We start from the raw sequence: 24,011 nt of genomic DNA on the forward strand, positions 1-24,011 counted from the left end.
AATTACTATCGATTGCATGAAGCACTACACTACATTGTTTACTTCTTATTGAACTAACGCCCCTGTTTGTTTAAGTGCATTCATTCACAAAACTAACTGATTTTACATACTAAAAACTCTTATCTCTCATTACAGGAATACTGCTCCTAATAATAAAAGCTATTAATAATTTTTTCTATGGGGACTTATAGTCTCACCATCCGTCGTTTGTACTTTGAGAGGTTCAACTATTGCATCTAACCCAATTGTAATGTAAGGTATTGCATCCACTTCTCCACCATTAACAATTTTAACAGTGACTTCCGTATTTCCTACGGTTTTAACCTTTTCTACTTCAATCGCCTTACCTACATACTTTTCATCTAATTGTAAGTGCAACTGTTTCGCACCTTCGGATATAGTGGATACCGTATAATAGCTATTAATGGATTGAGTATCTGCTATTGCACCTTTATCAATAATCCAATAGCCCTCATTTGAGCTGATAATCCATCCTATAGCTGCAAAAAGAACAAGTGGTGAGAGGACTAAAATGGCTTTATCAACTTTATTTAGCTGATTACTCGTCATTCGTTTTGAGATAAACGGAAGCAAAAGAACACCAACAAGTGTCACGACTAAAATACATACACCTAAAATGCCGTAAGCCATTCCTTCAAATCCGCCTACTTTAAATATGCCATAGGCTGTTACTAATATAGCTACGATAAATGGCACTAAAGGAGCATAATAGAATTTGCCATTTTTCTTCGTTAAAACAAGTGTAAAGAGAAAAATAGAAAGACCAAAAATAGCTCCAAGGAAAAGAATCTGTAACAATGGGCACACCTCCAAAATTCGTTAGATAAAAAATGTGATGATACGGTCGATAAACAAAATAATGGTCAAATCAAAAATGATAGAGAGCCATATCCACTTTTTGTTGAAAAATACAAGAGTAAAAATGGTTAAGAATAAAGAAGCCGGGAAATAAAATAAGAATGTGACGCTCTGAATATAACTGATTGCCGCCTGTGCTGAGGTTCCCCAATCATAAAATTGGATTCCTGAATAAATGATATATAATAATATGACAGCTCGAATAGCAATCAACAATAGTTTAAGACCTCGATTAAATTGAACTAATTTTTTCAATGGTTTAATATCTACTTCATTCGCAATAGGTGCTTGTGGGTAGTTTTCTTCCATTTCCATGACGTTCAAATATAAATGCTGGCATTCCGTACAATGATGAATATGTTCCAAAACAACCTTCACTGCATTTTCATCTAAATCATTGATCACTGGAATCAACTCTCGTGAAAGTAGATGAATCTTTTGTGCTGCATCCAATAATTCTCACCTCTCTTTAGCCATTTGTTTTCTCAACCTAAATATCTTGGACTTTAATGTTGGTACAGGGATATCCAGTAAATCGCTGATTTCTTGATAATCATAACCGTAATATACTTTTGCCAGAAGAATCGTCCTGTCTAAAGTAGATAGTTTACCTAGAACTGCTTCAAGCTGACTATTTATTAAAGTCTCTACTTCTGGTGACTGGTTGTTAATCAATAATGTTTCAATACTATTTTCATTCTTTAGAAGTTCTGGTTTTTTCTTTTTGTAATAATCTAAAAGGGTGTTTTTCGCTGCTTTCACTAGCCAGCTTTTCATGTAAGTCACTTCAAGAATCATAGATGGATTCATCAGAATCTTTGCGAATACTTCTTGAATAATATCATCTGCAATCTCAACATTTTTGGTTAATCCTATTAATATATTTTTCAAATATACGTAATGCTCTTTATATATCTCCTCAATTACTTCTAATGGATTGATTTTGGCCATTTTTTTCTCCCCACAATATCTCAGCACTAAAGAGACGACTCAAACTGAAAAAAGTTTTATCATTTTTTTTTATTTACAAAAAAATTTAAAGGAACTATTCACTTCTTATATCTTTTCTCCCCCCCATTCTTTATTTCGTACAAAGAATTTATATATTCTTATTAAGCTAATCTACCCCGTTAGAGACATAAGCATTGGTCTTCATTTTCAATCAACTTTATTATTTTTTAAACGACTTTATTGTAAATTCAATAACTTTATTATCATTTAACATCTATACAGAATAAGTCCCGATGATTCATTACTGGAGTTAGTATAGTTTTAATTCCATTTCACCTAGATTAGTTGATAATTAAACGTGCAGAGACCAACTATATTGTAAATGCACTAACCTTGATGTTAAGGTACCAACTATAATGTCTAGGCACAATCTTTTATGTTATTGGACAAACATGTAGCTTTAGAATAAAGATTGATCAAATTAATACTAATAGCCTTGATAAACAAGCAAAAAGAAAGAGCGTGTTTTGAAAAAAGATTAATCAAAACACGCTCTTAATATATTTTATTGAATCATTCTTTTATAAAAAAGTTTGATCATTTCTATGATATTTCCTCCATTAAAGCGCCCTTTAATGGAGGAACATGCCAGAGGGTGTCAAACAAAGAACTAAGGCTTTGGTCAACCTTTTTGTTTACTTAAATGAAACAGTCACAGTAGTAATTTTGTGACTTCCATTTTTAACTAAACGAAAATTTTGTGCGTGGTGGGTGGTACTTCCATTTTACCAATGGATGGTTTCTTTTTGTTTTTCTTGACATAAAAAGGGGCAATCCCTCAGCCAATTTTCCATGGCTTTTGGGACAGCCCCTCTAATCCTTTAACTGATAGAAAACCTGTTCAATTTTGCCTCGGTACCAAGCATGACAGTGTTAAGCTCATTCCCTCGGCTATCTTGTCCCCTTCTGAAATAGAGACTGCGTAAAAAATTTTTGCTGTTCACGCGAGCAATCACCTGACTGCGACTTCTCGGCAAATTGCAGCATTGCGCTAAGCCGCTAATCCAATCAGCGATTTCTTGATGTGGAAGTAACTCTTTGTCAATCATCGTATCCACGATGTTGACCAACCGCTCATCATCCTCATCGCTAAAAATGTGTCTACCATTATGAAGCATGCCAGAAATAGCGACAAGAACCTCACGCAGCATTGCGACGCTGCTCTCCTCGCACTGCACCAGCTCGACAAAAACATCCGCACCGTGAGACGCACTGTGAGCCCAGCCTCCTACTGAAAGGTAACCTCGCAGATCCTTCTCCTCTTTATAATAACGGAGCATTGCATGCATTAATTGCTCAATTTCCGCTTGATTGAAAAATGGATTCTGTCTGTGGCGTTGCACAATCAAAGCGATAGGCAAGGCAGAGAACGTCCTTGTAAAAACTGACTGATCATCCTCGCTGCCAATATTATAGAACAAATGGTTCTCATCAGTCAGAACAGTTAAGAGGCTACGCAACTCCTCTCCACTGAACCTATTCTCTTCCTTAATCCACATATAAAACATCGGATAAATCAGGTTATCCCGTAATTCTGGCTGAGGATCGCCAATATATTGAAGTAACAAAGGTAAGAAATCTTGATGCTGCTCACCTTCGCGTAACTGATACTCATCCTTCTCAATTCTTTGCAAATCCAGCATCAATTTGGTCCTTGTATCGCTCATTTTCCCATCCCTCTCATCATTCGTTCACTCGCCTCGCCGAGATCATGAGTCAGCGGAAATTCTGCTTATTCCTATTCCCATCCCTTGGATGCAATAAATTCAGACATCAATTTCATTGCACCGCGGAATTTGTCAGGGTGAAGCCCAAATCCAACCCTGAAATGTCCAGGACGCTCAAACACTTCACCAGGAAGAACAGATACTTCCGTACTCGCAATCAATTTCTCTGCAAAATGTTGGCTACTAAGTGTTTTATCTTTCAAAAACGGGAAGGCAACGATTCCGCCTTCTGGTTCAACCCAGTCGAGTACCGTAAATTGTATGAGTAGTATAATCTTTAAAATCACGAATTTGGTCGATCAACTCCTTGTCAGCGACCACCCACCCTACTCTCAGTCCAACACATGCGAGACATTTGATCATGGATCCCATAGCTACAACATGCTTGGATTTCCCATATAGGGACGGGATTAATTCCTCATCCCCATATGGGATAAACCGATAGTGTTCATCTGCCAATATTTCAAAACCGTACTGATCCGCCAACTTTATAATCTCTTCCATTTCAGCATCTGTCAGCGTTTGACCTGTAGGGTTATGCCACTGTCGCATCACTACTTCTCCAGCGTCCCTCTGGGTCATTATCAGGATTTTTATACTTCGAGTTAGTAGAATCTTCTCGTGGTAATAACCCTGTCTTAGCAATAGATTTATCTTTAGCATATACCAATACGTACTCTGCAGCCGTTGACACATGCTTACTATCATTTTTAGGAGAATAAGACTTTTGCCAATTAATAATCCCTATTCTATTTTCCTCACCAAATACTTCATTCATCATCATTCCTAAGTGAAATAGTTCATTATCATCAATACATATGGCTATTACACCAGTTGGTTTAAGCATTTTCCACATTATATGAAGACGTGGCATCATTGCTTTCATCCACCTTGTATGTTTAGAACCATCATCTTCAGAAACTAAAGTCCCAAGGTCTGGGTCATTTGGATCGCTATCCCACTTATCATTATACCGGAAATAATGCCCAGTATTATACGGTGGATCTGTCAAAATTAAATCTACTTGTTCTCTATATTTATACAAGGTGACCATCCCCTGAAGATTTTCGCCCTCAAGAATTATATTTCTAGACTGCTGTTCTTCAGTCCCTACACATAATTTTCTATTAACTCGAGTTACTCTGGCCTTACCTTTTTATAAATCTCTTCTGCTGTTCGCTTTCCATAAAAGCTTAGGGATACCCCTCCATTCACCATATTTTTAAGTATCTTCAATAAGTCTTATTTATCTAAAAAGTCTAAATTGTTGTCATTTAGATATTTGTATTCATTTGTCTATTCCTCCTACAAGAGTATTTGTTAATTTCAATTATAGAACATTCGTTCTATTCAGTCGATTGTTTTTTCAAATACTCTTAAACCTACGTTGTTATATTTAAAAATTTTTTGCAATCTTATTTTTACTCCCGATTCATGAGCTGTAATTAGCCTTTGACTCTGCTTTAAGTCATCAATAAGAATTATTTCCGATAATATCCAAAGTGAAATCATATAAATTATCATAGTGTAATAGTTCAATTGCTTTATCTCTTTTCATTTCACGCCTTACTGCATATGTAGTTTCTCTATTTTTTTCGAAATCTGTTCTGCGGCCAGCAACAACGACATAGTGACGCCTTGTAGAATCATTAGAAATAAATTCAGCCGGTAAATCTTTATCTTTACTTCTACATTTATCAAAGGTTTCTCGTAAACTTAAAAAGTGATTTTCACACCATCTTTTCCAATTAGCTATTTGGCGTAGGCCTTTGTTAAATGTTTCACCTAAATCACCACTTTGTATAAAAATTCTTTCATTAGATTTTTCTAACTCTATATAAACGAATTCATATCCACCTGATCCTTTTCCAATTAGAAGATAATCAACTTTATAAGAAGTACCTAAGGGAAACTCTTTAAAAAGATACGCATCATGGTGCCCAAAATTATAAAGTTTGAGTATAGAGGCTATTATTACATAGTGTTGATTATTATTAATAAAATTTAGAATTTACTGTTCATTAATGTTTGATTCGTTAAGTTTATTCAAAAATTCATTAGCAACTCCTCTTATGTATTTTTCATCTTTTAATTCTTCAATATCTAAATAATTGTTAGGAAAAAGTGATGAATAATGTCTTGCTGCCTTCCCGCTGTGGGCTACATCCCCTACACAAGACAAATATTTGTTCCCTTATATTATATACATATTAAACTATACTTTCGATATCTAAATAACAAATCTAATATGCATAAGAAAAGAGGATAAATGCTCATATATTGAACATAATATCCTCTTATTAGTTTAGTCTATTTAATTTATAAACGGTGCAACTTTATTTTAAATCTACAAAACAGGTGTAGCGTTATAAAAAAGTTTAATCATTTTATGCTGGGTTTCTTCGTAATTGCGCCAGATTGTTGAATTTTGCGAAATGCGAAAAAACTATAAAATGGTATTATTATACTTTTTCTTCTAACCCGTATTTTTTCATCTTATTGTATAAAGTTGCAACCGAAATTCCTAATAAATTTGCAGCTTTTTTCCTTCCTTTTAAAGTATTTTCCGTATTCTGTAATACATTTTTTATACTAATTATTTCTGTTTGTTCAACTAACTCTTTTAAGGTTTCTCCACCTATATTAGAACTTTTATTCATATATTCTCCAAGAAGATAATCAGGGAGATCCAGCTTAGTTATAGTAGAACTATCCGCCATCACTACTGCATAATCTATAGCATTTCGTAATTCACGAATATTACCAGACCAATAATAGTTCCTAAATATCTCTAGTACTTCTTTGTCAATAGAATATCCCTCGAATACGTTACCTAGTGCATGTTTCTTATTGTGTAAAAAGGAGTTAACAAGACTTTCCAAATCTTGTTGCCTAGAACGTAATGGAGGGAGTTGTAGCATAAAAGCATTAAGGCGGTAGTATAAATCTTGTCTAAATAGTTTTTTTTCTACTAATTGCCCTAAATCTTTATTAGCTGCGGCAATTATACGAATATTAACCGCTATCTCATTTATTCCACCGACTCTACGGATGGTTGACTCCTGTAAAAATCTTAATAACTTTGCTTGCATATCGTAAGGAAGTTCAGATATCTCATCTAAAAAAACAGTTCCTCCATTTGCAAGCTCAAACAATCCTGGTTTTCCACCCTTTTTTGCATTGGTAAAAGAACCTTCTTCATAACCAAATAATTCACTTTCAACAAGGGCTTCTGGAATGGCGGCGCAGTTAATTGCTATAAAAGGTTTGTCCTTTCTATCACTATAATTATGAATAGACTGAGCCAACAATTCTTTTCCTGTACCGCTTTCTCCACAAATAAAGAGAGATATTGAGGTTGAAGATACCTTCTTCGCTTTATCAATTATTCGCTTTAAAGATCCATCAGATCCAATTATATCTTCAAAATGGTATTTTGCTTTACTTAATGTGGACTTGCTTTGCTTTAATAATTTTATCTCTTGGCTGCTTTTTTCTAATTTTTTTATTAAGTCATGAACTTCTATAACTCCCTTAACTATAGACACCGCTCCTCGAACCTGTCCATCCATAATTATTGGAGCCATGTCTACGACATATTCTTTATTATTTTCTTTTCTTGGTAATCCTACTATTACTTTATTACTCTTCATTGCCGTTATTAATTGTGCATTTGGTCTTACGGATAAAAGTGGTTTACCGATTATTTCCTCTTCAGTAACTCCAGTAATTTTTGTATATTCTGGATTGATTAGTATTACAATACCTTCTTGATCTATAACTAGTACTCCATCTTGAATAGCATTTATTATGCTAGAAAATCTCTCTACTGATATATTAGATGGGAGCAGTAGTGATTCGTTTTTAATTGACATCAATATCCTCCCTGAAGCAGCGAAGTTTTTTAGTCAAATCTACCCTTCCTCTATAGAGAATACATTCTAGATGAAGAGGGAAAACACTTACATAAATAATAACATAAATTATTTTTATATAATAAAGGAAAAAAGTGAGAAACTACTTAAAGCAATCTCCCACTTTTTTTGAAAAATTATTTATCCAATTCTATTTCAAATTCTAAAAAAGCCGAAGATAAGCTTTTCCCATGCATATCTATAGCAAGTGAACGTGTAACTCCACCACCTAGCGCTTTTCCCATTACAAAATTTAAGGAATGTAGGTTTGGTAGCTCATAACGTACTACTTCCCCTTTTACAATATCTTTTAAAAATTCTTTTACTGCTTCAGCAGTTACTTGTTCCTTCACTAGTTCATAATGTTTTTCATCATAGACAATTAAAGATATATTTGAAATATCTCCTTTATCACCAGTTCTTGAATGAGCAATTTCATGTAATTTCATGATTAAACCTCCTCGTAAATAACTTCAATAGTAACATCTTCAGATGGAATAAGTACGGATAGAATAGAAACAATTTCTTTTACTCCTGATCTTGCACCACCGCCTCCAGCCGGTCCGTTTGTATATAGAGCCTCAACTTCATTTCCAATTAAAACAGCATCCTCACGTTTTTCTGTTCTACCAGCAACACGAAGGCGAACCTCATTTAATTCTTTTGGATCTATTTGGGAACCCAGTGTTTCTTTATATAAAGAATTAACACCAATATAATCAATTCTTAATTCCTGTATTGGCGCTTTTATCAATTCAAGACGTTTTTTAACGACTTCTCCAGCTAGTTTTGCTCTTTCATAAGCACCGCTACCACCATAGCTCATTTCACCTTCACCGATATAACAGTCTTTGTAACCAATACTTGTTTTAAAAAGTCCAGTCTTTTCTTTCCCTTTAGCACCTTTTACTAAAACTCTATCTTTACCAATTTCTTCAATAGTTAGTTCAGTAATATCACAAATTACATTTGGAGTAAGGTAGTTTGCCGGATCATGAATTTCATAAAGAATTTGCTCTTTAATAGTATCTTTTGAAACAACACCTCCAGCATCTAGTAGTTTTTCAATAATAACTTCTCCATTTTCATTTACTTCAGCAATTGGAAATCCTACATTCCATAGTTCTGGAACATCCTTATAGCCTGGATCAGCAAAATAGCCACCTGATACTTGTGCTCCACATTCTAATAAATGTCCCACAACTGTTCCTGCCCCTAATAAGGAATAATCCTCGAAGCTCCAGCCAAATTCATAAATAAGTGGAGCAATTGCTAAAGCAGGATCAGCCACACGGCCAGTAACGACCACATCCGCACCATTTCTGAGTGCTTCCACAATTCCTTCTGCTCCAATATAAGCATTAGCAGAAACAATAGAATCACGAATCGTACTTAGTTTTTCTCCAGTTTCTATTGTAGGAAGATCAAGATAATTTTCTATCTTGCTTGTTACATCATCTCCAATAACAGCTGCAATTTTTAACCCAGTAACACCAAGGTTTTGTGCTATTTCCTTTATTTTTTTAGCAGCAGATATTGGATTGGCAGCTCCCATATTTGTGATGACCTTTACATTGTTTTTCTTACTTAGAGGTAATACCTTTACCATTCGATGCTCTAGTAAATTGTTATATCCCTTTGTAGGATCTTTTAGCTTTTGTTGTTGAGCAATAGAAATAGTACGTTCAGCCAAACATTCAAACATAATATAATCTAAGTTACCTTTTTCCATTAAGTCTAAAGCTGGTTCTAAGCGATCACCTGCATAACCTGCTCCAGCGCCAATTCGTATTGTTCTCATTTTCATCATTCCTCCATCATTAAATTGATATAGTACCAGTTATTAGGGCAATAATGGTAAAAACAATGGTTGTTCCCCAAGCCCATTTAAATGTAAATTTTTGATGCTCTGCAAGATCTACTTCTGCAAGTCCCACTAGTAAGAAGGTTGAAGCTGTTAGTGGGCTCAATGGGAATCCTGTAGTCATCTGACCAAAGATGGCAGCACGCCCAATTTCAATAGGATCCATTCCAAAGCCCGCAGTTGCATTAGATAGGACCGGAAGCATTCCATAATAGAAAGCATCAGGTGTGAATACTAAACTAAGTGGCATACTTAGCACAGCAACAGTAACAGGTAAAAATCTTGCCATAGACTCAGGAACTATAGATACCAATGAATCTGCCATTGCTCCTATCATTCCTGTTCCATTTAAAACTCCCGAAAAAATTCCTGCGGCAAAAATCATACTTGTTACAAGTACAATACTTTTTGCATGAGAATTTATACGAGCAGTTTGATCCTTTAATTTTGGATAATTCACCAACAAAGCAATTGAAAAACCAATTATAAACAGAACAGGATGTGGGAGCATATGCAATACTAATGCAGCTATTAGTAGGATTGTTAATACTGCATTAAACCAAATCAATTTTGGACGTCTCATCGTTCTTTGGTCTTCCGTTAATTCCTCTTCTAGATTGTAATGAAAATCAATAACACCTAGACGTTTACGTTCTTTTAATCCAATGAAGAACGCAACACATAATACATAGATAATTCCAGCAATCATAGATGGGATGATTGGTGTAAATAATTGGCTGGCATCTGTTTGTAATGCTGACATTGCTCTTGCTTGTGGACCTGACCAAGGGACTAAGTGCATGGCTCCTGCCCCTAATGCAACAATGCATGGTAATATTAATTTATTTATTCCTAGACGTTTATAAATTGGGAGAAAAGCGGTAATAGTAATCATAAAAGTAGCAGTACCATCCCCATCTAGATGAACGAGCATAGTAACAGCAGCAGTTCCTACAATGACTTTTAGCGGATCTCCTTTTACTGCAGTTACAACTTTTTTAATAACAGGGTCAAACAAACCAACATCTGACATAAGACCAAAGTACAAAACAGCGAACATTAACATAATACCGGTTGGAGCAACTTGAATAATTCCTTCAAGCATTGCTGTGCCTATTCCTTCACCCTGACCACCAATTAAGGCAAAGACAACTGGTACAAGAACTAAAGCGATAATAACAGAAACCTTTTTAGTCATGATTAGATACAAAAACACGACTATCGTTAATAGTCCTAAAATAGCTAACATAAAAGACTCCCTTCATGCTCTATAATTTCTGTGTTGTTTCCTACTACACTACTTCTACGATAGTTGCAGTACCCATACCGCCGCCAATACAAAGAGTAGCTAAGCCGTAGCGACTGCTTTGACGTTGCATTTCATGTAATAAAGTTACAATAATACGCGCACCACTTGCCCCAATTGGGTGTCCTAAGGCAATCGCACCACCATTAACATTTAATTTTTCATTTGGAATTTCTAGATCGCGACCAACGGCTAGTGCTTGAGCAGCAAATGCTTCATTAGCTTCTACTAAATCCATATCTGTCATAGATAAGCCTGCTTTTTCTAGAGCTTTTTTAGTCGCTGGAACTGGCCCGATTCCCATAATGCTTGGATCCACACCCGCAGCACCAGTACCGCGTAGAACGGCCATTGGTTTAATGCCTAATTCTTCCGCTTTTTCACGGCTCATCAACACTAATGCAGCCGCTCCATCGTTGACACCAGAAGCATTACCAGCTGTTACTGTTCCATCTTTCTTAAATGCAGGTTTTAGTTTTGCTAGCGCTTCCGCTGTTACACCTACACGTGGGAATTCATCTGTATTAAATACAATTGGATCACCCTTACGTTGAGGAATGACAACGGGTACAATTTCATCCTTGAATTTTCCTTCTTTAATTGCATTCTCAGCCTTTTGTTGGCTCCATGCAGCAAACTCATCTTGCCCCTCGCGAGTTAAACCCCATTGTTCCGCAATATTTTCAGCAGTAATCCCCATGTGATAATTATTAATCGCACATTGTAAACCATCTTGAATCATGCTGTCGATGATTTTTCCATCACCCATACGGTAACCAGTACGAGCCTTTGGTAAAATGTATGGAGCCATGCTCATATTTTCCATACCGCCTGCTACGACGATATCAGCGTCACCTAATTGGATTGACTGTGCAGCTAAATGTACAGCCTTCATACCGGACCCACATAATTTGTTGATTGCGGTTGCACATACCTCGATTGGTAAACCCGCCTTTAATGCAGCTGTACGAGCAGGCCCTTGACCTAATCCCGCTTGAAGTACATTACCCATAATGACTTCGTCTACTTGCTCACCTTTCACTCCTGCACGATTTAATGCTTCTTTGATCACGATTGCACCCAATTCCGTTGCTGGTGTATTGCTTAAAGTACCTCCAAAACTACCTAATGCTGTACGAACGGCACTTACTATTACTACTTCACGCATACTATTATCCTCCTAATGATTACTATGAAACTTTAAAGCTATTTTCACACTAGATTTGGACTCACGATAAATGTAGCTTCTGTTTTTTCCTTAGCCTCTTCTAAAGTAACTCCTTCTTGAAGCTCTTCAAGAACTAATCCTTCTTTTGTTACACGGAAAACAGCTATTTCCGTTACGATTACATCGACAACACCTTTACCTGTTAAAGGTAATGTACATTGTTCTAATATTTTAGATCCGCCTTTTTTTGTACAATGTTCCATTGCCACAATCACTTTTTTTGCACCTGTTACTAAGTCCATTGCACCGCCCATACCTGGAACCATTTTTCCAGGAACCATCCAGTTGGCGATATTTCCATGTTCATCCACCTCTAGTCCGCCTAAAACTGTAACATCGACATGACCGCCACGGATCAATTCAAAGGAAAAGCCACTATCAAAAAATGCGGCACCTGGAATCACGCCTGCAGGTTGACCTCCAGCATTTACAAGATCCGGATCTTCTACAGTTACAGGCCCTAAACCGACATAACCATTTTCAGATTGAAGGATGACGTTAACGCCTTCTGGTAAATAATTTGGCACCATTGTTGGAAGGCCAATACCAAGATTGACAACATCTCCGTTTTTCAATTCTTTCGCAACACGAGCTGCAATAATTTGTTTAGCCGCCATTTGTGGGGGGACTAAAGTTACCATTAATGATTACCTCCTTGAACAATAATTTTATCTACTAATATTCCCGGAGTTATAACTTCATCTGGAGCAATTTCTCCCACTTCAACTATATGCTCAACTTCAACGATCACGGTATCAGCGGCCATTGCCATTAATGGGTTAAAATTGCGAGCTGATGAATGATAAACCAAGTTCCCTGCTTTATCCGCTTTAAAAGCTTTAAGAAGTGCAACATCTGCGCGAAGTGGTTTTTCTAGTAAATACTCACGACCATCAACTTTTATTTTTTCTTTGCCTTCCTCAACAGCTGTACCGACACCAGTTGGGGTTAAGATTCCACCTAGTCCAGAACCGCCTGCACGTATGCGTTCAGCTAATGTACCTTGGGGAACTAACTCAACATCCAGTTCACCTGCAATCATTTGTCTGCCTGTTTCAGGATTTGTACCAATGTGTGAAGTAATGACTTTCTTACACTTTTTATTTACAACTAATGGACCTACTCCTGTTTCTATGAAAGCAGTATCATTAGCGATCAAGGTTATATCCTTTACATCTGATTGGTCAACGGCACTTACAAGAGTTTCTGGTGTACCTACTCCCATAAATCCTCCTACCATAATAGTCATTTCGTCCTTAAAAATAGATAAAACTTCTTCCATAGTAATAGATTTATCCATTTATCTTCACCTCCATAAGTTTATTGCGAGAAAATTTATCAAACTCACAATTACTTATAAAGCAAGAACTGTGCCAAAAAAAACGAAGCACAAAACCCTCTTAAATAGCTATTTAAAGGAAATAAGAATAATCGCTCATTCTAAAAAGTTAGAATAAGTAGGGAAGGGAGGCAGAGGAAAGGACTGAATTGCAGCCATTCTAAAATTTAATAATTCATTCTAAAAAGCTAGAATACGAAATATTAGATTCATTTATCTCATAGCCTTTTGGTTCATTTGAAAATTGAATCTTTATTTTGCAATAAAAAGTACACCGGAATTTAAATTGAAACAAAACTAAAGAAAGACGCTCAATCTCATCTTTTTGTATCAGATCCTCTTTGGCAAGAAATTATCAACGCACCTGGATGGTTTCCAATTATAAATTAAAAAAGACAAATAACTCCCAAATCGAAATCTAGTATTTCACTTTGGGAGTTTCTCCTTTGTACACACTTAAGTGCCCTTAATATCTGTATAGGAATGTTTTTGAATTGAACTTCTTATTTCATTAAATGGCCCTAAAATGGAAATAAGTGTTGATTTATAATAAAGTTTGATTGGAAATAACTCTAAACTCTTGATTTCACTGCATATAAAAAGCCAACGTTTTGAATAAAGTTTGATCAAAACGTTGGCTTTCCTTTAATTTCAAGACCTGTTTTTTTATAAAAAAGATTGATTATTTTGATCCTCCTTATTCCACTAAAGCACCCGATAGTTGAAGAATGAAAGTAAAGCCTTTCCCCAGGTGATCCGTTCTCAAATTCAAATTTAGCTGTCTATGCAAAATTTAGACCCTTAGCGAGCCACGGAAGCCCCTTGCAGCATAGTAGGAATCTGCTCCATTGTGGTACACAAAGACAGTGTCGTAGCGACGATCACAAAAGATGGCCCCACCGAGTTTTCTAATATTAGCAGGTGTTTGCACCCAGCTCGACGTTTTTATATCGAAATTTTCAAGTTTCTGCAGCTCCCGGTATTGTTCTTCCGTTAAAAGTTCAGTGCCCATGGTAGTTGCCATATCAATAGCGTTATTTTCTGGTTTGTGTTTTTTCCTTGACTCCAGTGCTTCACGATCGTAACAAACGCTTCTGCGACCTTTAGGACTTTCCGCTGAACAATCATAAAAAATGTATTCGCCCGTCTTTTTATCATGGCCAACAACATCCGGTTCACCGCCAGTTCCTTCCATTTCATTGAGCGACCACAGTTTTTCAGTATTAGCTTCAAGCTTAGCTTGTACTTTAGCCCATTCAAGACCTTTATGGCGGTTCATTTTTTTCTCAAAACGGGCTTTCAAAGTTCTGAGTAGTTCCTCACGTTGTTCTAGTGACAACTCCTTATTTCTCTTTGTCATATTAGTTTCCCCCCTTATTTTTTTACTCATAATGGTTTAAGGACTAAACTGCTCCGTTAGTTCAATAAAAAATTCAATTTCTACTAAATAATGTAACCTACTTATGATAGGGTTAACCGTAATTGATACTATCCTGCACCGTTAATTTAAGAATTTCAACAAAAATAGCGATAAATTCTTGTTGTATCAATGCCCCTGGATAATTGAAGATCGTTCGCGATTCGAGGCTGATCTTACATACTTGCGTTTAAATCCAAGCTTTCCTTTATCGACTTCTTTTTGAATTCTTTCGTAAGCATTTAGGAAACTGCTTTTTTTCTTGTCCCGTTTGACTTCTACTGTTCCTATTGCCTTTGCGGTCTCGATTGCCTTTTCATGGAGTGGCAAATATGAAATCCCCACGGTGTATAGAAAATTATTCATAGCTGATTTCGTTCGTTCTGGCGAATCGTGAATCGTATTTTTCACAATGTCAGGCATATCGGAAATCTTGCTTTCTGAAAATTCAACGTCTAGTCGATTCCCTAAAAGCCAACAGTAGCAACTCCAGCCCGCCGGCATTCTCAGCTCATCACCGCTTGCGATCCATTTATCAGCAACTTCTTGTGCAATATCTGACTATGATAAAGTTACGGCTACTACAAAATCGGACAGCATATAAAAATACGCCGCATCCATCCAACGATCATAATCATACTCAGTCATGGCTTTTGGGTCTACAATAATGCCTGCAAAGTACATTGCATAGTAGTTCCCTGTGGCAAACCACACTAGTTCCTCCTAGCGCCCACGAAACAGCACAATACCTTTTATTGAGCTACCGATACGACTTCCTCATTAAAACAAGTTCACTTTCCCAAAAACCGACAATGCAACTCTCAACGGAACTCGTTAAGCTAATTTTATAACAATGATCTTTTAAAAAAATTGAACCATTTTTCACGATGGAGCCAATATAGGGTTGTATACAGTTTGGAGGGCCCTCAGATGAATGATAAAGAATTAAATCTATGGATAGATCGATTTATTGAAGGAGATCAGGCGGCATTTGAGGTCATATACGGTTTTACGAAGAAAAAAGTATATGCCACGGTGACGATGCTGATTCGCAATAAGGAAGACGTGAATGACATTGTGAGCGAAGTTTACTGCCAGATGTTCAAATCACTGCCGAGCTTTGACCGTTCACGTTCTTTCTCGTATTGGTTGAACGGAATCGTTATCAATCAAATCAACAATTGGCGAAGGCAAGTGTGGCGCAGGTTCCGCTTGTGGCAAAAGCACGACATGCTTCAAGAGCGTCGTCCTCCGGAGCTCCCCGATGAGTTTATGATCCAAAGCGAAGTACAGCAGCAGTTGATTGGTTTTATCGGTAAGCTTCCCTATAAATTGCGTGTTGTAGTCTTATACAAGTATTACTTCGACTACAGCAACGAAGAAATTGCTGAGTTACTACAAATTCCGGTCGGTACCGTCAAGTCACGAAATAGCCTGGCGTTGAAGCAACTTCGACAAAGATTCGGTACTCATTTGGTGATGGAGGTCACGTTAAAAAATGTCTAAACAAAATTTAAACGAAGTATTGACGAGATATGTAGAGGAGATTCAAGTTCCAGATGAGCTGGATCAACGGATTCGGCAAGACTTTATCCAATATTACGCCCAAAAGGAGAACTCTCAAATGACACTCAAGAAAAAAATATTAGCTTTCAGCTTAGCGGCTGCCATTCTGATCCCGACAGGTGTGTTCGCGCTTAACAACTCCTACTTTAGCCAAAGCAATGTAAATCTGAACGGCCTGGTGGACAACCAAGTCAAACAGGCCGCCGCGGAAGATCTCACTATGCCGATTGATTACAAAATTTCGGATCAAGGTGTGACTATTCATTTCACAGAGATGTATGCAGAAGATTCCAAGGTACTTCTGCATTACCGAGTCGAAAAGGATGATGGAAAGTTAGTACCGTATGAATTTGATACCCAAGGTTTGAATATACGTACTGACGGCAAGGAGAATGGCCAGTATAGTGTACCTGGACAGAAAGGCTTTAATGTACTGAATTTTTTCGGTACTCCTAACGTTGATAACCTGCCGTTCTACCTTACGGATTCTAAAGGCAATAGGCTGGATACAGGGATCGCGGACCAAGACAAGCCGGAGGGTCTTATCGCATTCGTGACGGTTGGTCATAAGTTGCCGCAGCAGATGATGTTGCACGTCAATGTGAATCGCATCGGTGGAACTAAGGGAAGCTGGGAAGGCCAACTCCTAATCGACAAACAGAAGGCACCAACCCCAAAGGATATGTGACGGATTGAGTAATGCGCCAAAACAGTATTAATATGCCGGTATCCTTAGCGTACAGGATTCCGGCGTTTTTTTCTGTCAATCAGGGCTTAGCGACAGCTTATTTTGTTATCTACTTTTCTTTTTGGATAAAACAGTTTACCTTCTCCTTCCCAATTTTTGTTATTCCAATTCACAGGAACCTCCAAGAATTTCTTTGACGTAAAATGACAATATTTGATAAAAGAAGTTATGATCGCTTTAACATAATATGTAATTTTCATCCATAAACTATGTAAAAACTTTTTGAAAGTTTAGATTAAAAAAATCCTGTTATGACAATGATTTGTCATAACAGGATTAATAATTTAGTGTCAAATATAATTAAAAGCTGGTGTCAAAATTCGTTATAATTGGTGTCAGTATTTATTATAACTCACAACTGTAGCCTTAAAATAAAGTTTGATCAAAAATACCCCACAAACCCGTATCTTACGTTAAATTAAAAGAACCCGTTTTGAAAAAAGATTGATCAAAACGATTCTTTCTTTGTGAAGTATTGTACAATTTTTATAAAAAAGTTTGATCATTTTCTAACTGCAATCTTCAACATTTGCGCCCTTAATTGAAGATTGTATGTATGATCAGACTTTATTAGTGTTCAAAAGATAGTACTGCAGCTAACCTTCTTTTTTTAAAAAAAGAGGAACTAACATGATAGCTCCGATGATTAGATAAACAACTACAAAAACACTATCGAATATTATTGGTTTATTTATTAGTAATTGATCTTCACCTTCCATATGCTCAATCACCTTAAACACAGGGGGAAATATCCATAAAATCCATTTGGAAAATGCCATCATTTTAATTATTGGTTTTGAAGAAAGTGAAACTACGATTATAAATACGGATGAAAGCCATGCGTATTTTTTTGTTGCAAGTTTAGTAGCTGAAAATAGCGTTCCGACTAATATCCCAAATGCCAAGAAGACAAAGTGGCTGTAAAATGTATAAATATATAACTTGATCGACATAAATCCTTTGAAGCTTCCCGTAATGATCGGGAAAAAGATAGCAAACAAGAGTAAAGGGATCATCACTATCAGGATAGTTATCCATTTACCAAATAAGTAATTCACTTTTCTTCTAAGATGAGAGATTAATATATGCTTTTCGCTTTCTTCATCCAATGTAAAAATGGACATCGTAATCCATGTCATGATCAAGTACATTGCAATAGACGTTACTGCATAACTACTGAGGATCGGCACACCTTTATAGGAATAAAAAATAAATACCCATGCCAAAAAAATAACAACAGGTGGGATAAACTTTAATGATCGAACAAAGCTTATTAATTGATAACGGACAAAAGCTGACAACTTACTACCTCTTCTCTGTTAATTCAAATATTGAACATCCCCGTTCAAGCAACATCTTCAAAATCTTATCAGACTCTTTAGCTGAAACAATTATTTCAACAGAATCTTCCCCTACAAATTCATGCCTAATACACGGAATATCTGCTACTATATCTCTATTGGGGGTTTTTGCTCTTATAATTCTTACTTTCTCCTTTTTGATTGTTGTAGAATCAGAGACAATTCTTCCACTCTCTACAGTTAAAATCCTATCGGCTAATCTTTCAATCAGTAGTGGATCATGTGCGGTAAAAATTATCGTTTTATCCCTTTGGAGTGAATTTAGCTGACTCAAAAGTTCAATTTTTGCCTTATCATCTAACCCAGTTAGCGGCTCGTCTAATAGTAATAAATCAGGGTTATTTAATAATGCCTGTATTATTCCGGCCTTTTGCTTTGTCCCTTTTGAACAATTTTTTAAAGGGGTAGTTAGGAATTCTGTAATTGCAAACAGTTCAGCATAATTCTCAATTCTTTTTAGAATTCCTTCATCCAAATTAGAAGACATTTTACCCACTAACATTAAATAATCATGTATTTTGAATCGGATATTTTCGGGAAAGTGTTCTGGGACATAGCCAATGTTAATTCGAGGTCGCTTCACTTGCCCTTCTGTTTCTGTAAAGATACCACCGATAAGTTTCAACAAGCTACTTTTTCCTGAACCATTTTTCCCAGTGATCGCCACCTTTTCCCCTTGTGATATACTTATAGAGACTTCATTAATAAGCACTCTTCCATCTATCCTCTTGCAAACTTTATTTGCCTCAAATATTTTCATGAATACCCTCTTCCATTTTCCTATATTTTACTTACGGAAATTCTCTGGCAAATTAGAGAGCTATTACCCTGAGTTCTGGACTCTCAATTTTATTCGAAAACAATTCCAGACTTTTTAAATTCAGGCTCCGTTATCTAAATAACGAACATTCGCATAGCCCTTTATCCTTCTAAAAATAAGCAAAATGACAGAAATGATAATAAGCAAAATTGAAATTGTTTGCGCCATTCTTAGATGCTCTGTAAGCATTAAGTTATCTGTCCGTAGATCCTCGATAAAAAAGCGACCGATTGAATACCAAATAACATAAGATAGAAAAAGCTCACCACGCCGCAGATTTACTTTTCCTAATACAAGCAAAATAGCAAATCCTATAAAATTCCAGATGGATTCATATAAGAAGGCAGGTTGATAGTAAGTACCATTAATATACATTTGATTAATAATAAAATCGGGCTGAAACAATCGAAAGGTGAATGGCCCAAAGCATTAAATCTGCAAATAAATCCTTATTTAATCCTCTTCTCTCCGCTTCTCTCATCATTACGATCCAAGAAAGGGCGATGCCAATTCCCATAATAATCCCGTACCACCGGACTTCAATAGGGCCAAGAGGATGTTCTTTTTCTTTTGGACATAAAAACACCCCTTTAGACAATAATATCCAAAGGGGAAAAACGGCGCATCTTTTTTATAAACGGTGTGACTTTATTTAAAATCTACAACAACATGTCAGGTGATAATAAACTCTGAAACCATTTTTGTTGGTTTTATTGAGTTTGCCACGGCACATGATAAACACAAAAAAAAGAAAGTGTGGAACTGCTAAAAACCCTCATGAAAAGAAAGTGAGAAACCGCAATAATTTTTAGTATACCTCTATCAAATGGGTATATTCCCAAATACGCCCTTCCTCTTCGTTTATTCCATAATCCACTGGTTCGCTTACATCATTATAAAGTTTAAAACCACAATTAGTGCAAATTGCCTTACCCGATTTAAAGCAATGCTCTCCTTTATTAAGTTCATGTGGAGCGGAATAATTTATATCTGGATAAAGAAAAAGAGTGTCGTAGCTACATACAAAACAAGTTTTGTTGGATTTATTCTGAATATCATAAAATTGCCTTATTAAATCTTCTTCATAAAATCGTTTTAGAAGATTGCCGACTGGTTTTTGATAAAGTGCTAATCCAACTGCTTTATAAAACGCAATTGCTTTATGATCTATTATCTTCTCTTCTGATATATTAATTAGTTCTTCAATTGGATCAATATCGGCATAATCGTTATCATATCTCCAATATTCTACTAATTCTTCACCATCCCAAAGCTCTTCACATTTATAAAGTAAATCTTGAACTAGCGGAAGAATCATTCTTACAATAAATTGATCCAGTTTCCTGTAGGGTAAAAAATATGCTCCTTGATGTATCAATTTGTTCCTTAGTATATTAATTTCTTCTATTGCGTCCTTATGCTTAATTATTATGTCTTTAAAGGAGCTCCTTGGTAATGCAAAAATTCTATTTACAGAAGCTTTGTATTCAACTGTCCTTTTAGTAAACTTTATTGTATCAATATCTTTTCCCTCACGTAGATACTGAAGTAATTCAGTTTCTGTTACAGTACCTGTTACAGTACTCTTTCGTAACTTGTTAGCTAAATTATCACTATGAAATCTTAGCGCATCCTTCATTAATAATTCTATGAAATGGTGAAAGTGTATTATAGTTTGCAGGTAATTCCCATGATATTCGCTAACTTCACATAATTGCTTTTCTTGCGATTCTGTGAAGTTATTTAAATTGTAATTAAAACTGTGAAGTGTATTATAGGTATTAAAAAAACCTTTTAACGCTAGAGTTAACGATGTTAACGCTGAAGGCGTAATATTTTTACAAGAATAATATTCATCGGGAAACACTTTTATTTCATACCCACCATCGGAATATCCTTTCACTGGAAGGCTCAATTGCAACACTCCTCACATACATCATAAAAAAAACACAATAATTTTACAGATTTGCAAATGAAAACATAAGGTTAGCGAGAAAAGGGCAATTTAAGAAAAAAACGGACATGGCATAGTATACCAATGAACTCACAGTGCTTACCCAAAAAAAGACTTTTCAATTTTAGACTTAATTAGAGCTTCATTTAATAAATCGAAGCGAAAATTCCGCATCTTGTTATTTTTGTTCCGCAACTCATCAAGCATTTGTTGAAGCGAGCGACCTCCCCTGTCCCTTGAAATAATCGTGTTGATTGCTTTAATTTGCCTAGGGAGTGGCTCACGTTTGTAATATCTCTCAATTTCGTCCTTAATTTTTTGCAGTACACCACCAGGAGCCTGTCCCCAACATATAACTATCAGGTTAATAGCATTAAACAGTTGCTTTGCAGCTGGATGCCATGTATCATTGAATCCTGCATTTCTATTGGTGCCTTCGCTTATTTCCGCTCCTGTAGTTTCGGATGCTAGTGGGTCAAAAAGTTTTAATTTGGGATGATGAATTAATTCAAGAAAATGATTTGCTGCATAGGTACCGCATAAAAAGGTTCCTGCAACATCACCATTTTTCGCTCTATAAGAGAAGCAATAATAGCTATCAGTAAGTAAGTCCTTAGTACAACTTCGACGTTCTTGCCCATTTAACAATCGAACATGAGCAATGGGTTTGATATCATATTCCTGAACCAGCTTCTCTCTGACCTCTGATGATCTACATAGAAATATCCCAAACACCTCATTTCCCTATATTCCTATACTTACAATAAATCAGATTCCTTTACTATACTGTTTGATTGGGAGCAAAATCTTGTTGAAGTTCTTTTTTATTTGCAACTCAACATCTTCATAAGAACAATTCCAAAGCGAACTCAAGTATTTCAGAACTATCGATATATCTTGAGATGTAATAATCTTACCTTCAATTTTGACAAACGGTCCGTCAGTTTCAGTTAATAGTCTGTCTTGCGGGATCTTTTCAATAATTTTACATCCATTTGACGATTGAATCATTGCAGGATTAATCGAGAAGTAATGACCTGCTTCAATAATTTCTTTTAGTAAGGACAATGAACCACTATACCAATGAAAAACAGCTCCCTTTATTGAAAACTCTTCTAGCATTTGCAGAACTGTAGATTCAGCCCTCCTTGAATGCAGCGTAATAAATCGAGGTCTATCACTGATATGACTTAACACATGACTGAAACTTTGGATTTGTTTTGTTTTTGTAGTAATACCTTCTCGTGAGAAGTCTAGTCCTATCTCGCCAATGTATGATGTCGTTTTCGCAAAATCAATGAATCTTTTCATTTCAGTGGGCGTATGTTTATTTGCATAAAGTGGGTGTAAGCCTAGGGCCACTCGAATATATTTGAAATTTTTGAGATGAGAATACCCCAATTCAAAGTGACTCGGTAAATTTGTAACTGCGATAGTTGAAATACCCCTGTTTTCATTTTCATTTGCTACCACATAGGGATTTTTGTACAAATCTATGTGACAATGAACATCTATCATTTTATTTCACATCCTTACGTAAGACCAATCAATCGTTTAATACCAGTCGTTCCTTTGTCATTAATAAGTTCCTTAACCTCGGTCATCGCTCGAAAAACAAGGTTTGAATATTCCTCAATTTCTTCGATAGACACGCCACTTGAAAGCAATAATCTTTTGATTTCCTCAATATTATAGTTATGCCCCAGAAATGCCAACACAGCCCTAAAATCATTAACAGAGGCTTTGTTGCTCGTCAAATCAATTTCATCACTACAAATATCAATCCCATAATTTTCAGTGTCTGCATTAATGACATGTAATGATGCTCTTCTAAAGATACAGGGAACGCATCTCCCACAACCTTTTGCATCTCTTCGAATCCAACTGGATTTATGTCCACTTTTTCCACAGGACACTGAATCAGGAATAGCATTTTGTAATACTTGTTGATTTTTGCACTGGCTAATTACCTCTCCTTTTGTTTTCATACCTAACGGATTTAATATTGGATTAGATATCCCGACACTTTGTAGAATATGACTAAGCATTCTCAGATAATTCGGATGAGCAGTTCTCGTGCTACAAGTTCCTCTTCGAGACGGTGTAAGAGGTATATTTAAAGCGATTGTCCCATTCTCCGGTATTAATAATGGTATATCCTCGCCAATACTCGCTGCTGCGTAGATGCCTATGGCGAGAAATAAAATGGAACGGCTTCTGAAAGTTGTTTCCTTACCTGAGGGGTTCTGACCTACCCTAACTTGTAAGGAATCGATTCTATTAGAGTATTGTTGCTGCAAATGTTTGAAAAGATTGCTTTGATCTGTCTTAGGTCCACTTACTTGCCCATCATAATGACCGACCAATAAAATACTTCCCTGTGTATTACTTTCCAAACAGTCAACAGCACCAACTAATGAATCTAATCCACCCGAGAATAAGCAAACCAAGTCTGCTTGCACACGTGGCAAGACTCGCCTTGGAGGACGTCTTCTTTCAGTTGGTCTATGTAAAGGTAAAGTATTAAGATAAAACTCAATATTCCAAATGTCTCCAGTCAAAAATGACATGCACTTATCCAAATTTTCTTTTACAGTTTGCCACCTCGGCAACTCATAAACAGGAATTTTAATCTTAATACTACGAGTCCATTTATCATCTGTTGTCTTTCTTCTAACAAATTTATCTGTGGCATAGAACACAGAAGCCATAAACAAGAAATCTAAGACAGTAAAGTTTGGAATCCCGCATCTTTGGTATACTGTTTTAAAATCAAAATCGAGATTACAGATTTCCTCAGTATCAGTATTATGAATAGATACTTTCGCTAGTTCGAGTTTGGTTTTCTCCACCGCACTTACCGTTACGTTTATCATG

At 36.2% G+C, this 24,011-nt stretch carries 24 protein-coding genes and 2 pseudogenes; 2 read left to right on the top strand and 24 right to left on the bottom strand.

The features are described 5' to 3' along the window. Positions 1-162: 162 nt before the first annotated feature. From LM917_RS22735 to LM917_RS22810, 17 genes and pseudogenes are all read right to left on the bottom strand, one after another. On the bottom strand, positions 163-819 hold the full coding sequence (locus tag LM917_RS22735; protein ID WP_232700000.1) for a YesK family protein: 657 nt from the start codon (positions 817-819) through the stop codon (positions 163-165). A gap of 21 nt (positions 820-840) precedes the next feature. Next, positions 841-1,332 carry a hypothetical protein gene (locus tag LM917_RS22740; protein WP_232700001.1) on the bottom strand — a complete coding sequence of 164 codons (492 nt, stop codon included), beginning with the start codon at positions 1,330-1,332 and terminating at the stop codon, positions 841-843. A gap of 6 nt (positions 1,333-1,338) precedes the next feature. Further along, the gene (locus LM917_RS22745; RefSeq protein ID WP_232700002.1) at positions 1,339-1,830 is read right to left on the bottom strand and encodes an RNA polymerase sigma factor; all 492 of its coding nucleotides are present in this window, start codon (positions 1,828-1,830) and stop codon (positions 1,339-1,341) included. Between the two features lie 881 nt (positions 1,831-2,711). Beyond that, entirely contained in the window at positions 2,712-3,557 is an 846-nt protein-coding gene (locus LM917_RS22750; protein WP_087431865.1) for a DUF2785 domain-containing protein, read from the bottom strand. A gap of 71 nt (positions 3,558-3,628) precedes the next feature. Next, positions 3,629-3,904: an aminotransferase class I/II-fold pyridoxal phosphate-dependent enzyme gene (locus LM917_RS22755; protein WP_232700003.1), complete on the bottom strand. Its 276-nt coding sequence runs from the start codon at positions 3,902-3,904 to the stop codon at positions 3,629-3,631. Next, positions 3,852-4,169, bottom strand: coding sequence for an aminotransferase class I/II-fold pyridoxal phosphate-dependent enzyme (locus LM917_RS22760; protein ID WP_232700004.1), 318 nt, complete (start codon positions 4,167-4,169; stop codon positions 3,852-3,854). Before LM917_RS22760 ends, LM917_RS22755 begins: the two co-directional genes overlap by 53 nt. After that, positions 4,153-4,662 carry a DNA methyltransferase gene (locus tag LM917_RS22765; protein ID WP_232700005.1) on the bottom strand — a complete coding sequence of 170 codons (510 nt, stop codon included), beginning with the start codon at positions 4,660-4,662 and terminating at the stop codon, positions 4,153-4,155. The genes LM917_RS22760 and LM917_RS22765 overlap by 17 nt, the downstream gene beginning before the upstream one ends. Positions 4,663-5,088: 426 nt before the next feature. Then, the gene (locus LM917_RS24855; RefSeq protein ID WP_373688822.1) at positions 5,089-5,628 is read right to left on the bottom strand and encodes a Shedu anti-phage system protein SduA domain-containing protein; all 540 of its coding nucleotides are present in this window, start codon (positions 5,626-5,628) and stop codon (positions 5,089-5,091) included. A 451-nt stretch (positions 5,629-6,079) separates the two neighbouring features. After that, positions 6,080-7,492, bottom strand: a complete 1,413-nt coding sequence (locus LM917_RS22770; RefSeq protein WP_232700006.1) for a sigma-54 interaction domain-containing protein — start codon at positions 7,490-7,492, stop codon at positions 6,080-6,082. Between the two features lie 176 nt (positions 7,493-7,668). Continuing rightward, positions 7,669-7,980 carry an AtuA-related protein gene (locus tag LM917_RS22775; RefSeq protein ID WP_232700007.1) on the bottom strand — a complete coding sequence of 104 codons (312 nt, stop codon included), beginning with the start codon at positions 7,978-7,980 and terminating at the stop codon, positions 7,669-7,671. Between the two features lie 2 nt (positions 7,981-7,982). Then, positions 7,983-9,332, bottom strand: coding sequence for an acyclic terpene utilization AtuA family protein (locus tag LM917_RS22780; protein WP_232700008.1), 1,350 nt, complete (start codon positions 9,330-9,332; stop codon positions 7,983-7,985). A gap of 19 nt (positions 9,333-9,351) precedes the next feature. Next, positions 9,352-10,644, bottom strand: coding sequence for a CitMHS family transporter (locus tag LM917_RS22785; protein ID WP_232700009.1), 1,293 nt, complete (start codon positions 10,642-10,644; stop codon positions 9,352-9,354). Between the two features lie 43 nt (positions 10,645-10,687). Then, a complete protein-coding gene (locus LM917_RS22790) occupies positions 10,688-11,869 on the bottom strand; it encodes an acetyl-CoA C-acetyltransferase (protein ID WP_232700010.1) in 1,182 nt (393 codons plus the stop codon). A gap of 44 nt (positions 11,870-11,913) precedes the next feature. After that, positions 11,914-12,570, bottom strand: coding sequence for a 3-oxoacid CoA-transferase subunit B (locus LM917_RS22795; protein WP_373688821.1), 657 nt, complete (start codon positions 12,568-12,570; stop codon positions 11,914-11,916). Continuing rightward, positions 12,570-13,229, bottom strand: a complete 660-nt coding sequence (atoD, locus tag LM917_RS22800; RefSeq protein WP_232700011.1) for an acetate CoA-transferase subunit alpha — start codon at positions 13,227-13,229, stop codon at positions 12,570-12,572. The genes LM917_RS22795 and atoD overlap by 1 nt, the downstream gene beginning before the upstream one ends. A gap of 832 nt (positions 13,230-14,061) precedes the next feature. Continuing rightward, positions 14,062-14,628: a DUF4256 domain-containing protein gene (locus LM917_RS22805; RefSeq protein ID WP_232700012.1), complete on the bottom strand. Its 567-nt coding sequence runs from the start codon at positions 14,626-14,628 to the stop codon at positions 14,062-14,064. Between the two features lie 186 nt (positions 14,629-14,814). Beyond that, positions 14,815-15,399: pseudogene (locus LM917_RS22810) on the bottom strand (DNA alkylation repair protein). A 201-nt stretch (positions 15,400-15,600) separates the two neighbouring features. On the opposite strand from LM917_RS22810, the gene LM917_RS22815 reads away from it, so the two are divergent. Further along, positions 15,601-16,191, top strand: a complete 591-nt coding sequence (locus LM917_RS22815) for a sigma-70 family RNA polymerase sigma factor (RefSeq protein WP_232700013.1) — start codon at positions 15,601-15,603, stop codon at positions 16,189-16,191. Then, complete coding sequence (locus LM917_RS22820; protein ID WP_232700014.1) at positions 16,184-16,939, top strand: DUF4179 domain-containing protein; 756 nt, start codon at positions 16,184-16,186, stop codon at positions 16,937-16,939. The genes LM917_RS22815 and LM917_RS22820 overlap by 8 nt, the downstream gene beginning before the upstream one ends. A gap of 656 nt (positions 16,940-17,595) precedes the next feature. On the opposite strand, the gene LM917_RS22825 is transcribed toward LM917_RS22820, so the two are convergent. The 7 genes and pseudogenes from LM917_RS22825 to qatC all read right to left on the bottom strand — a co-directional run bounded on the left by LM917_RS22825 (position 17,596) and on the right by qatC (position 24,010). Continuing rightward, positions 17,596-18,300, bottom strand: coding sequence for a hypothetical protein (locus tag LM917_RS22825; protein WP_232700015.1), 705 nt, complete (start codon positions 18,298-18,300; stop codon positions 17,596-17,598). Positions 18,301-18,304: 4 nt separating this feature from the next. Further along, positions 18,305-19,120 carry an ATP-binding cassette domain-containing protein gene (locus LM917_RS22830; RefSeq protein WP_232700016.1) on the bottom strand — a complete coding sequence of 272 codons (816 nt, stop codon included), beginning with the start codon at positions 19,118-19,120 and terminating at the stop codon, positions 18,305-18,307. Positions 19,121-19,240: 120 nt separating this feature from the next. Then, positions 19,241-19,766 (bottom strand): annotated as a pseudogene (locus LM917_RS22835) (prolipoprotein diacylglyceryl transferase family protein). Between the two features lie 222 nt (positions 19,767-19,988). Beyond that, positions 19,989-21,095 carry a hypothetical protein gene (locus LM917_RS22840; protein ID WP_232700017.1) on the bottom strand — a complete coding sequence of 369 codons (1,107 nt, stop codon included), beginning with the start codon at positions 21,093-21,095 and terminating at the stop codon, positions 19,989-19,991. A gap of 138 nt (positions 21,096-21,233) precedes the next feature. Next, positions 21,234-21,869, bottom strand: coding sequence for a UCP028583 family protein (locus tag LM917_RS22845; RefSeq protein ID WP_232700018.1), 636 nt, complete (start codon positions 21,867-21,869; stop codon positions 21,234-21,236). A gap of 33 nt (positions 21,870-21,902) precedes the next feature. After that, positions 21,903-22,652 (bottom strand): Qat anti-phage system TatD family nuclease QatD, encoded by a 750-nt coding sequence (qatD, locus tag LM917_RS22850; protein WP_232700019.1) that lies wholly within the window; start codon positions 22,650-22,652, stop codon positions 21,903-21,905. 14 nt (positions 22,653-22,666) lie between these two features. Then, the gene (gene qatC, locus LM917_RS22855) at positions 22,667-24,010 is read right to left on the bottom strand and encodes a Qat anti-phage system QueC-like protein QatC (RefSeq protein WP_232700020.1); all 1,344 of its coding nucleotides are present in this window, start codon (positions 24,008-24,010) and stop codon (positions 22,667-22,669) included. Between the last annotated feature and the right edge of the window lies 1 nt (position 24,011).

Origin of the sequence: Brevibacillus daliensis, from assembly GCF_021245735.1 — a bacterium.
Classification (GTDB): Bacteria; Bacillota; Bacilli; order Brevibacillales; family Brevibacillaceae; genus Brevibacillus_B; species Brevibacillus_B daliensis.